At 48.6% G+C, this 12,086-nt stretch carries 9 protein-coding genes; 4 read left to right on the top strand and 5 right to left on the bottom strand.

The window, feature by feature from the left end; all coding sequences use genetic code 11:
* Positions 1-31: 31 nt before the first annotated feature.
* Together BWI93_RS04705 and BWI93_RS04700 are read right to left on the bottom strand one after the other, a co-directional pair.
* A complete protein-coding gene (locus tag BWI93_RS04705) occupies positions 32-1,363 on the bottom strand; it encodes a zinc metalloprotease (RefSeq protein ID WP_094808994.1) in 1,332 nt (443 codons plus the stop codon).
* Positions 1,347-2,315 carry a PhoH family protein gene (locus BWI93_RS04700; protein ID WP_094808993.1) on the bottom strand — a complete coding sequence of 323 codons (969 nt, stop codon included), beginning with the start codon at positions 2,313-2,315 and terminating at the stop codon, positions 1,347-1,349. The genes BWI93_RS04705 and BWI93_RS04700 overlap by 17 nt, the downstream gene beginning before the upstream one ends.
* 202 nt (positions 2,316-2,517) lie before the next feature.
* Between BWI93_RS04700 and dnaB the strand changes: the two genes are divergently transcribed.
* Positions 2,518-4,131: a replicative DNA helicase gene (gene dnaB, locus BWI93_RS04695; RefSeq protein WP_094808992.1), complete on the top strand. Its 1,614-nt coding sequence runs from the start codon at positions 2,518-2,520 to the stop codon at positions 4,129-4,131.
* Positions 4,132-4,337: 206 nt separating this feature from the next.
* Complete coding sequence (locus tag BWI93_RS04690; protein ID WP_094808991.1) at positions 4,338-5,786, top strand: flippase; 1,449 nt, start codon at positions 4,338-4,340, stop codon at positions 5,784-5,786.
* 9 nt (positions 5,787-5,795) lie between these two features.
* Here the strand turns inward: BWI93_RS04690 and BWI93_RS04685 are convergent, their stop codons facing one another.
* A complete protein-coding gene (locus BWI93_RS04685; protein ID WP_094808990.1) occupies positions 5,796-6,461 on the bottom strand; it encodes a DapH/DapD/GlmU-related protein in 666 nt (221 codons plus the stop codon).
* Between the two features lie 176 nt (positions 6,462-6,637).
* Positions 6,638-8,056 (bottom strand): 23S rRNA (uracil(1939)-C(5))-methyltransferase RlmD, encoded by a 1,419-nt coding sequence (gene rlmD / locus BWI93_RS04680; RefSeq protein ID WP_094808989.1) that lies wholly within the window; start codon positions 8,054-8,056, stop codon positions 6,638-6,640.
* Between the two features lie 101 nt (positions 8,057-8,157).
* Between rlmD and BWI93_RS04675 the strand changes: the two genes are divergently transcribed.
* On the top strand, positions 8,158-10,395 hold the full coding sequence (locus BWI93_RS04675) for a gliding motility-associated C-terminal domain-containing protein (RefSeq protein WP_094808988.1): 2,238 nt from the start codon (positions 8,158-8,160) through the stop codon (positions 10,393-10,395).
* A gap of 46 nt (positions 10,396-10,441) precedes the next feature.
* Positions 10,442-11,254 carry an SDR family oxidoreductase gene (locus BWI93_RS04670; protein ID WP_094808987.1) on the top strand — a complete coding sequence of 271 codons (813 nt, stop codon included), beginning with the start codon at positions 10,442-10,444 and terminating at the stop codon, positions 11,252-11,254.
* On the opposite strand, the gene BWI93_RS04665 is transcribed toward BWI93_RS04670, so the two are convergent.
* The gene (locus tag BWI93_RS04665; RefSeq protein ID WP_094808986.1) at positions 11,251-11,685 is read right to left on the bottom strand and encodes an SH3 domain-containing protein; all 435 of its coding nucleotides are present in this window, start codon (positions 11,683-11,685) and stop codon (positions 11,251-11,253) included. The genes BWI93_RS04670 and BWI93_RS04665 overlap by 4 nt on opposite strands.
* Positions 11,686-12,086: the final 401 nt, after the last annotated feature.

The raw sequence follows: 12,086 nt of genomic DNA, 5'->3' as shown, positions 1-12,086 counted from the left end.
ACAAAGGAAAGGCGAGTATTTGAGGTAACGGTTACTGCACCACAAGACGCGTACTAAGGGTCTCAGCCCCAGCGGTAAAACGCAAAACGTACACAGCAGGAGCTAAATGCACCCCCGAAATCGAAAACAAACTGCTGGGCTGGCTGCTTTGACGGGCGGAGTATACTACATGGCCCTGTAGATCCAAGAGCGAATACTCAATGAGTTGAATGCCCTTGAAGGTCGCTTCAAAGGTGATGGTCTGGCTTCGGATGGGATGGTTGTATACCTTCAGTACCAGCTTTTCGGTTTCTTCCAGCAAATTCGTAGTAGCTACCAGTTGCCGACGACGCGGACTCAGTTCCAGTACCGCCCGTACCCGACTTTTCTGATCCTGCGTAAAGGTATTCATGCAGGCGTCGGGGGAGTAATCAAGAAAGTTCTCGATCATGTTTCGGGTGCTCTGACCGCTTACGCAGGTTGAATACCGATCATTACAAAACCGCGTGTTGTTCGCCGACTCGGTGGGCGGCGTGTCATCGCAGTAATCCGTCCCGCAGTACTCATCTCCCCAGGTATGAATCAAACCCAGCCAGTGACCGACTTCGTGCGTAAGCGTACGGCCATAACTGTAGGTCTCATCGGCCAGATTCCCCGTATCCCCAAAATACTGGTGAGCAATGAATACGCCGTCGGTTTGCGGGAAATCTTCATAGTAAGCGTTTAAGCCTTCCACGGACGTAGAAGCCGGAAACTGCCCGTAACCAAGATAGTTACGAATATCCGGCAAGACCCAAATGTTCAAATAGCGATTGGAAGGCCAGTAGCTAAGGGCACTGACGGTTTCAAGGTCGGACTGAATGTTATAAACGGCCTGATTCCGGTAGCGACGAACGATTCCGTTGGTAGGATTTCCATTTGGATCGCGGTTGGCCAGGTAAAACTCAATTTCCATATCCGCTCCCACGGGATTGGTATTATAGCCCCGCGTACCTTCCTGCCGACGGTAATCTTCATTAAGCACCCGAATCTGTGATTCAATCTGGGCTACTGAAATATTGGCATTGCCCGTTCCACCGATTCGGTTTGAATCCGCCGTATTATGAATGATGTGAACGACCACCGGAATCCGGATGATTCGGTCCGCCGTACGGCCACCCCGGTTTTTTCGTTGCTCAACAAAGGCCTGAATGGAATCCTCAAAAGCCTGTCGCCGTACAGCCGCGGCCTTGATTTTCTGTACGTGTTGCTGGTAAACGGGGGAAAAGGCACAGTCCCGTACGCGTTGGGCCCAGGTGGCGGAGACACTGAGCAGGCAAAGCAAAAAGCCGCATAAGAGCGGCTTTTTACAGAAATAGTACGATTGTTTATTTTCTGGACTCATGCGTAGCTTCCGACTTTTCGTAGGCTTCAATGATCAGACGAACCAGCTTGTGACGAACCACATCCCGGCCATCGAGTTGAATAAAACCAATACCAGGTACGCCATCCAAAATGCCCAGGGCTTCACTAAGTCCTGATTTCATTTTAGTCGGAAGATCCACCTGAGTCCGGTCACCCGTAATAATGGTCTTTGACGTGGGACCCATCCGCGTCAGGAACATCTTCAACTGCATCGTCGTCGTATTCTGGGCCTCATCCAACAGAATAAAAGCGTTGTTGAGAGTACGACCCCGCATGTAGGCCAGTGGAGCAATTTCAATGGTCCGGTTCTCGATGTACAGTTTCAGCTTTTCAGCCGGAATCATATCATCCAGAGCATCGTAGATCGGTCGCAGGTACGGATCAATTTTCTCTTTCAGGTCACCCGGCAGAAAGCCCAGATTTTCACCGGCTTCTACGGCGGGGCGAGTGATAATGATTTTACGTACTTCCTTGTTCTTGAGAGCTTTTACGGCAATGGCGACGGCCGTATACGTTTTACCCGTACCCGCCGGACCTACCGCAAACACAATGTCGTGTTTAGCGGCTGCTTCGACCATCGCCAGCTGGTTGGCCGTTTTCATCCGAATGACGACGCCTTTGTTTCCGTAGAGAAATACGTCATCGTCCGTAGGAGGAGCAGTAGCTACTGGCTCATCCTCGGTCTGATTGAGGTAGGATTTTACGTTGTCGGAGGTAATCTTACCGTAGCGTAGGTAATGCTGCTGGAGTGACTCCAGAATTTCCGTAATACGATTAATTTCTGACGAAGTACCGCGAATGGTAATTTCATTACCCCGCGAAATAATTTTACTCATCGGGAAAGCTGCCGAGAGCTCCCGGATATTCGTATTCTCGACGCCTAAAAAATCAACTAAGGAAACTTCGTCGAGTGTGATGGTTTTTTCGATCAAACTATAAAGAGGTTTTGTGAATCGTTTCTTTGCCCAAAGTAATCTTTTTTTCTAACGATTTGCGGGCTCGTTTGTTATTTTTTTTAAACCCGTAAACCCAACCTTTCGTTCAATTTTCAGTATCAGGAAGTTATAGATTTTGGATAAAAAAATGCAGGACGATCCTGTAAATTAGACCCTCTTTTTGCGTAACATTGTAAGTATGGACGATAAACGAAAAAACATAACTGCAAGAAAACCAACGACTTCAGTAGGAGGGCTTGCCAACGGTAATCGTTGGCTGGATACGGGCTTAGGAAAGATACCCCCGCAATCCGTTGATTTGGAAGAAGCCGTATTAGGGGCGGTTATGCTGGAAAGGGATGCTCTGACCAACGTCGTGGACATCCTGAAGCCGGAAAGTTTTTATCGCGAAGCCCACCAGAAGATTTTTTCGGCGGTACTCACGCTCTTTAATAATTCCGAACCCGTTGACTTGCTAACGGTAACGCAACGCCTGCGAAATGACGGTACGCTCGAATTTTCGGGAGGATCGGCCTATCTGGCGGAGCTCACCAGTCGGATCAGTTCGGCGGCGAACGTGGAAGCCTACGCTCGCAAAATTGCCGAGAATTCCATCAAGCGGGATTTGATTACTTCGTCCAATGAAGTACTCAAGCTGGCTTACGAGGATACCACCGACGTATTTAATCTGCTTGATAAAGCCGAGCAGGACTTGTTCCGTATCTCTGAATCGAACATTCGGAAGAATTTCTCGGACATGAATGCGGTCGTAAAGCAGGCTCTGGAAGAACTCGAAGCCAAGAAACACCTGCAGGATGGACTAACGGGCGTAGCGTCCGGCTTTACGGCTCTGGACCGCGTAACGGGCGGTTGGCAGAAATCCGAATTAATTATTATCGCGGCTCGTCCGGCCATGGGTAAAACGGCCTTTATTCTGTCTGCCTGCCGGAATGCTGCGGTTGACTGGAATCAGGCCGTGGCTATTTTCTCGCTGGAGATGTCTTCCGTACAGCTGGTGAATCGTCTGATTTCAGCGGAGGCAGAGATCGAAAGTGAAAAAATCAAGAAAGGCAGTCTGGCCAACCACGAGTGGGCTCAGTTGCACGCCCGAATTGGTAAACTTAACTCGGCTCCGATTTTTATTGACGATACGCCCGCTCTGTCCATTCTGGAATTGCGGGCCAAGTGCCGCCGTCTGAAACAACAACACGACATTCAGCTAGTGGTCATCGATTACCTGCAATTGATGCAGGGGGATAGTAGCAAAGGTGGCGGAAACCGTGAACAGGAAATTGCCTCGATTTCGCGGGCTCTGAAGAACCTGGCCAAAGAACTGAACGTACCCGTAATTGCCCTGTCGCAGTTGAGCCGGGCTGTAGAAACGCGGGGCGGAGAAAAGAAACCCCAGCTTTCGGATTTACGGGAATCGGGTTCCATTGAGCAGGATGCCGATATGGTTATGTTCCTCTACCGACCCGAATACTACGGGATCACGCAGGATGAGAACGGTCAGGCAACCACTGGCGTAGGGGAAGTAATCATTGGTAAAAACCGTTCGGGTTCGACGGAAACGGTACAACTCCGATTTATTAACAAGTTTACCAAGTTTGCGGATCTGGGTGGAGGTGACTTCTCGATGATTGAAGCTCCGCGTTTCAACACCGTAGAAACCAGCGATTCGATTGGTTCCTTTGAAAGTCAGGCACCAGCGAAAACTTTTGGTAGTAAGGTCAATCAGCAGACGCAGACCCCCCCCCGGGTGAGTTTGGTAGTTTCAGTACGAATATGGGTGACGTTCCCTTTTAAGTATTAGTTTTTATAAAAAAGTGCCAGTTAGTAGTAAAACTACCGACGGGCACTTTTTTTATGAGTAATGATTAGGTATTAGTTGTTAATACTTAATCGATAAATAAAAATACAGCAAAATGGGTTAGGGGGTTTAGTAAACTTCTGTAATTTTTTAATTACATTTAGTGCCAGGATTTGCTTTCGCAGCTCAATATTTGGTAGCCCCACCTTATGGATCGTACGATCGGAAAAAACTTTATTTATAATTTTTTGCTCTCCGCGAGCCAGTTGTTATTGCCCTTAATCACCTTTCCGTACGCTTCTCGCGTGTTACTTCCGGAAGGTATGGGGTCGATTAGTTTTGTCGAAAACCTGACGCAATACTTCATGCTATTCAGTGCTTTAGGTATTCCTATCTATGGCGTGCGAGAAATTGCCAAAGTCAGGCAGGATAAGGAAAAAATGAGTAAGCTCTTTTCGGAACTGCTCACAATCCATTTTCTGGTTTCGATGCTAATGGCTCTGTGTTACTGGCTGCTAGCCATCAACATTGCCAAGCTGCACATGGATCTGACGCTGTGTAAAATTGGAATTGGCTTTGTCATCAGTAACGTATTTACCATCGAGTGGCTATTTACTGGTAATGAGAATTTTAAACTGATCGTTTTCCGGTCTTTAGCTATACGGGTCTTTTGTATTGCCTTATTATTTCTGTTTGTCAAAAGTCCGGAAGACAAATCCATTTACTACGGAATTAACTTATTCAGTCTGGTATTTACGGCAATTATCAATATGTACTTCGCCAGACGGTACGTAAACTTCCGATGGAAAAATCTTCTGCTGGTTCCTCATATCAAGCAATTACTGATTCTCTTATCCATTACGATCATTACCAGCCTGTACGTGCTGATGGATACCGTATTATTAGGATTCTTTTCGACGCGTATACAAGTTGCTTTTTACGCGGCTTCCCTAAAAATCAGCAAGTTATTTTTAATCATTATTGGTTCTTTAGTGGGGGTGCTGTTGCCGCGTTTATCCAGCCTGCTGCATGACGATAAACGGGAAGAGGCGACCCTGTTATTAAATAAAGCCCTTCGTTTTTCGCTCTTAATCAGCGTCCCATTAGCCCTGGGAATCATCTGCCTGTCGAAAGAACTGGTGATGTTAATTTCAGGAAAAGACTTTGCGGAAGCAGCGTTATCGCTGAAGATTCTGGCGAGTGTAGTCATCATTATCAGCCTGGCCCAGATCTATTATCAAATTCTAATTCCGCTCAATAAGGAGAAATACATCATGTTTGCTTCGCTGGCTGGCGTAGCGGTCTGTGTAATCTTTAATTTAATTCTGATTCCTATCTACCAGCACATTGGGAGTGCCATTAGTACGGTACTGACGGAAAGTATCGTAACGCTTTTGTTGTTCATCTTTTCACAGCGATTGATTAAACTAACGTTTCCCTGGAAACTGTTACTGCAAAATATGCTGGTTGGGTTTCTGTTCTTCGGAATTCGTAATCTTACCTATCTGTACACCGAAGATACACTAACCGTATTGATCGTTACGGTCAGTGGTAGTGTAGTGGTGTACATGCTGCTCCAGTGGTTCTTTATCAAAGACCACGATATTCGGGAACTAGTGCAGATTGCTTCCCGCAAATACGGAAAAGTAAATGTATGATCAGGACATCTATACCTGCCAGTAGACCTCTTCTTTGAGTACCCGAGCGGGATTTCCTCCCAGAATGACGTTTTCGTTGAGCAGTGTTTTGTTGATGGTTGTACCAGCGGCTACGACACTGTTTGAGCCAATCGTAGCTCCTTTTAAAATGGTGCACCGGCAACCAATCCAGACGTGATCGCCTACTATAATTTCTTTGGGGGCATTGATTAGTTCTCCCTGGGCATTGCGGATGGAATGTAGGTCCGTATCCATCATAAGGATGTTCCAGGAAAGTACACAGCCTGACCCAAACGCAATTTTTTTATAACAAACCAGGGAGCTTTCGGCGGTAATGGAGAAATCTTCTCCGAAAATAACTTCCCCGTGATCACCTACGGAAATTTTAGAGCCATGGCCTAGGTTACAGGCTCCTTTGAAGATTACTTTACCGGCTACCTGCCAGATAGAACGGGATTTATGCTTATCGAATATGCCAATTTCACCGTATCCAATTTTCACCTTTCCGGGCCATAAATGGCCTTCAATTTTTATCTCACCCTGAAGATTGCTGAGATACACTTGTTTGGCGACGAAAACGGGAAAACGAATGGCTTGATTAAAGGGCAAATACCTGAAATTGAATCGAATCGTATTAAGATTCAACTGGGAAAGGATACGCAATATACGTTTCATGATTACCGCACGTTACGGTGCTCTTTTTTAGGTGACGATTATGGGGCTAATTTATTAAATTAATCCTGATAAGCGTTTTAATTCCTGAGGCCGTTGTGCAGAAATGAATCAATAAAAAGAAACTATTCCGGTGTTCTATAAATGAAAAAAGGCCTAAACTTTAGGCCTTTTTTCATTTATACGCTTTTCTTTTCCAGCCACATCACGTTCTCTACGTGATGCGTGTGCGGGAACATGTCTACGGGTTGTACCGCTTTGACTTCGTAATGCTCCGCCATCAGAGCTACATCGCGGGCTTGCGTAGCCGGATTGCAGCTCACGTAAACAATGCGTTGGGGGGCGGCTTCCAGAATGGCTTCGACCACATCCGCATCCATGCCCGCCCGTGGGGGATCGGTGATGATCACGTCGGGTTTGCCGTGCTCCGCGAAGAAATCGGGTTTCAATAGCTTCTTCATGTCTCCGGCGTAGAAGGAAGTATTGGCCACACCGTTGATCTCGGAATTAATTTTGGCGTCCTCAACCGCTGAAGGTACGTACTCAATGCCTACTACTTTGCGGGCCTGGTGAGCCACAAAGTTGGCAATTGTTCCGGTACCCGTGTATAGATCGTAAACCAGCTCGTCGCCTTTCAATTGAGCGAAATCGCGGGCTATTTTGTAAAGCACGTACGCCTGCTCTGAATTCGTCTGATAAAAAGACTTGGGGCCAACGCGGAAGATCAGCCCTTCCATGGATTCTTCAATGTACGGCGTACCGGCGATGTGAATGATATCCTGATCCTGAAAGGTATCATTGACCTTTTGGTTGACGACAACGTGCAAGGACGAGATTGTTGGAAAACGCTCCTGAAGGAAACGCATCAGCTCATCAATTTTTTCCCAGTCGGGCTGCCCAAACTGTACAATCACCATTACCTGTCCCGTACTGGCCGTCCGGATGACCACGTTACGCACGAATCCTTCGTGCTTGATGAGGTCATAGAAAGCCCAGTCGCGTTCTTCCGCGTAATGCTTGATGGCCAGACGAATCGCATTGGAGGGTTCCGGCTGCAAATGACACTGCATGATATCCAGAATCCGGTCGAAACGTTTAGGGATGTGGAAACCCGCCGCCCGTCGCTCCAGCGTCTCACCCGAGGCGATTTCGGCATCTGTATACCAGCGGTTCGTCGAGAAGGTAAATTCCAGTTTATTCCGATACCCATATTCGTGGGCTGAACCAATAATGGGACGGATGCCCGGATGCGGGATTTTAGCCAGGCGTTCCAACGAATCGCGTACCTGACGGGTCTTGAAATCCAGTTGGGTTTCGTATTGTACGTGCTGCCATTTGCAGCCACCACAGGTGCCAAAATGCTGACAACGGGGTGTTTGGCGGAGGTTGGAATACTCTCGTACCGCAACGGCCCGGCCTTCGCGAAAGCTGGACTTGGTTTTATATATGCGAACATCGACCAGATCACCGGGGGCTACCTCTCCCTCAATGAAAATCACCTGCCCATCGTTACGGGCCAGGCATTTTCCTTCGGCGGCAAAATCTTCAACCCGGAGATTTTCCAGAATCACCGGGGCTTTTTGTTGTTTCTTTCTCATTGATCCCGCAAAATTAGACATTTTCCGGAGCCTCTCCGCTATTTCAGTCCCCGCATCGTCGGATTCTTTGCTGATTCAGCCCTAAACCGTAAATTCCGTAATTGATCCTGTTGTACTATGAAAAAATTTACCTGACTTTTTTATTACTGTGGAGTGTACTGCTGGCCCGGGCTACGCACATTGTGGGTGGAGAGTTGCAGTTTGAATCACTGAGAAGCAGTATCAATGGAGCTACACACCGCATCTCGCTGAATCTGTACTTCGATGACATTAACGGCCAACCCGGAGCCAATGATTTGACCGTAGTGATTTCGGTTTTTCGCAAACGCGATAATGCCCGAATGGGTGATCTGGAAATGCCCCGGGTGGCCAGTGCCCTGATTCCCTACAGCAATCCGCTCTGTACGTCGGCAGGAGCTTCCCTGCGTACGCGACTCATTCGCTACAGTTCCGACGTCATTTTCCGGCAACAGGAATTTGATGATCCGCAGGGCTATTACATCGTCTGGGAACGCTGCTGTCGGAACAACATCATTACCAACATCGTACGACCTCAGGATGCGGCTACCGTATTTTACCTCGAAATGCCACCGCTCTATCAGAATAGTCGGCCCTACGTCAACTCTTCTCCCCAATTTACGACCGTAAAAGGGGATTTTATCTGTCTGAATCGTCCCTTTACCTTTGATTTTAGTGCCATTGATCCCGATGGGGACAGTTTGCGATACTCCCTTGTTACCCCGCTGAATGGATATAGCAACACCGTAAATCCCAGGCCAATCGCTCAACCCAGTTCTTCGTATCCGGCGATTACGTGGGGGGCGGGCTTTTCGGCGACGACGGCCATTGTGGGCAATCCCCCGTTAGCCATCCACCCCGGTACAGGACAACTTTCAGTAACGGCTACGCAACTGGGACTGCACGTGTTTTCGGTGATGGTGGAGGAGTTTCGGGCGGGTAAACGCATTGGTCTGGTTCGCCGGGACTTCCAATTGAAAGTGATCGACTGCCCCATGAGTGCTCCTCCCGTAGTAATGGCTCGGGAGCAGGGGAAAAGAGAATTCTATAAACCGGGCCAAACCATGGAGATGACGGTGGGCGAGCAGCGGTGCATTGATCTGTTTTTTACGGACAAAGACCCCAATTCCCGCCTGAATTTAAAGGTACAAGCCTTGCATCCGAACCCGCTACAGTATACCATTACCCCCACCCAGGTGACGCTGACGACGGGTAGTGATACGGCTCGGGCTCAAATCTGTCTGGGGCAATGTGCCGAGAGTGTCGATAGCCGTCCCTTACGGTTTCAAGTGATCGCCAGTGATGAAAGTTGCCCCCTTCCGCAACACGATACGTTAACGATCAGCGTATTCGTCCGGCCCAGAGCCAATCAAAAACCGAAGGTATCGACAACCTTAGCCAATAACCGGGCTACGGTCGTCGTAGGAACCAGGCTTGATTTTGACATCGACGGCCTGGACCTGGATCCGGACAGTATCCGGCTGGAAGCCCGAGGGCGTGGTTTTTCACTGGCTAATGCAGGGATGAACTTTACACCCTCCCGGGGGTTGGGCAAAGCTCGTTCGCCCTTTAGCTGGACGTTGCCCTGTGCGGCCGTACGCCGGGAGCCGTACATCGTTGATTTCTACGTCATCGATCTTCGCTGCGGCCGTAACCTGACGGATTCGGTCAGCGTTGAGTTAACGACCACGGGAAGGCCTAGTCAGCCCCCGTCGGTAGCAACGACCTTACCCGGCAATACGGCTACCGTGACCCTGCAGGGAACCACCGGGCAACCCATTCGTTTCCAGGTCAATGCTCAGGATCCCGAACGAGATCCTTTGGTACTGCGGGGGCAGGGACGGGGCTTCACGCTGGGCGGAGCGGGTATGCAATGGAATGATCAGTCGGGTACAGGTACGGTGAGTGGTCCGTTCGAATGGACACCAACCTGTGAACTCATGGAAGGTCTACCCGAGAAAACATTTATTGTGGACTTCATTACCGAAGATAACTCCTGTAATCCCAACCGGTACGATTCCGTAAAAGTGGAACTGGTGGTGCGTGATCAGCTGGTGGACTATGAATTTCTGCCACCCAACGTATTTACGCCTAACGACGACGGGAAAAACGATCATTTTTCAGTGGACGATCTACCGCTGGACAACTGTATTGAGCAATTCCAGTACGTCGAGATCTTTAACCGCTGGGGGAAACGCGTCTTTCGGGATACAAAAGTCAATTTCCGCTGGACGGGTGAAGACTTCTCCACCGGACAGTATTATTACGTCATCAAGTATTCCAAACGTCAGTTTAAGGGGGTAGTAAGTTTGCTACGCTAGAGTGTAGAAAGGCGGTAGTAGGGCCGTTTTGAACGAAAGGAAAGCAATGAAAGATAAAGTGGTACTCATTACGGGCGGTTCTTCCGGAATTGGTAAAGCGTTGGCAGTAGAATTTGGCCGAAAGGGTAGTAAAGTAGTGATTACCGGTCGGGATGCCGGGAAGTTGGGCGAAGTCGAAAAGCTCTTGAAAAGCGAAGGTATTTCCTGCCTGAGTCTGGTTGCTGACGTTAGTATACAGGCAGACCATGAAGCCGTGATGGCAGCGGTTATGGTTCAGTTTGGTCAGCTCGATGTACTGATCAACAATGCCGGTATTTCGATGCGGGCCATGTTCGAAGACCTCGATCCTGAAGTCATTCGTAAAGTCATGGACATTAATTTCTTCGGCAGTGTCTACGCAACTAAAGCAGCTTTGCCACACCTGCTCCAGAGCAAGGGCAGCATCGTGGGTATTTCCTCCATCGCGGGCTATCGGGGCCTGCCGGTACGCGTAGGGTACTCGGCTTCAAAGTTTGCCCTGAATGGATTTCTGGAAGCCTTACGTACCGAGTTACTGCATTCGGGCGTACACGTGCTGACGGCCTCGCCAGGCTTTACGGCTTCGAATATCCGCGTCGCCTCGTTGGGGAAAGACGGGCGGACCCTGGGGGAGACCATGCGTGATGAAGCGACGATGATGTCGGCGGAGGAGGTAGCCGCTCGTATTTACAAGGCCATTGTCCAACGCAAACGGGAGTTGATTCTGACTTCGCAGGGTAAACTCACCGTATGGCTGAATAAGCTTTTTCCAAAGTTTATGGATACCATGGTCTACAACGAGCTGGCTAAGGAAGAGAACTCACCCCTGCGGAAACGTTAGCGTACAATCCAGACGTCGGAGGATTTGACGTATACCAGCTGATTCTCCCAGAGCACCTGGTACCAGATATCCGATTTTCCGACCACTTTCAGGCGGTGGCCTTCTTTGACAATCTCGGTAGGAGGGGCCGCCGCCGAAGGATCACTCCGAAGAATCGAACCCTCTTTTCGAATGATGGCCTGTCGGTACCGGCCCGGCAGATTAACTAATAGAGCAACGCCCGCCCAGTAGAAAAAGAAGATCATTTTGTGCCGGAAGGGAATGTACTGATGCTTGACTCGTTTACTGAGTAAAACGGCAAAAACGTACACCCCGATGACCAGGAATAGCCCAATGAGATAGCCTGAGTACTGCTTGAAGAGTAGAATGAGCAGATTAAAATCATCCAGCTCGTATCCTTTCCAGCCCTGATCGCGGGCAATTTCATTCATTTTTCGCAGTACTCGCTCGTCCGGAATCTGTTCGTAGTACAGATTGAGGTAGTATTGTACCTGAAGCCAGTCTTTTTTTTGTTCGTAGAGATAAGCCAGTTTTAAATAAATCGCCGGAGAAATGCGGGGCGAAGTCTTTAGAATTTGTTCATAGGCCCGCGTTGCTTTCCGAAAACTATGAATTTCGAACAGAGAATCGGCGTGAATAAGTCGTGATGCGACATTCTGAGCAGCAGACAGTTGCAGGCTGGCGAAGAAAAAAAGATAGATAATTGTAAATTTTTAAGTCGTAACACTTGCGTTCGGCTGCTGATAACACTACTTTTGCACTCGCAAAAACGGAAAGAGTTTCTGTCAAGCAAAGATAATGATTCTGTAGCTCAGCTGGTAGAGCAATACAC

It is taken from the genome of Siphonobacter sp. BAB-5385, from assembly GCF_002261125.1.
In the GTDB taxonomy this organism is placed as follows: Bacteria; Bacteroidota; Bacteroidia; order Cytophagales; family Spirosomataceae; genus Siphonobacter.
This window is presented reverse-complemented; position numbering and strand designations above follow the sequence as displayed.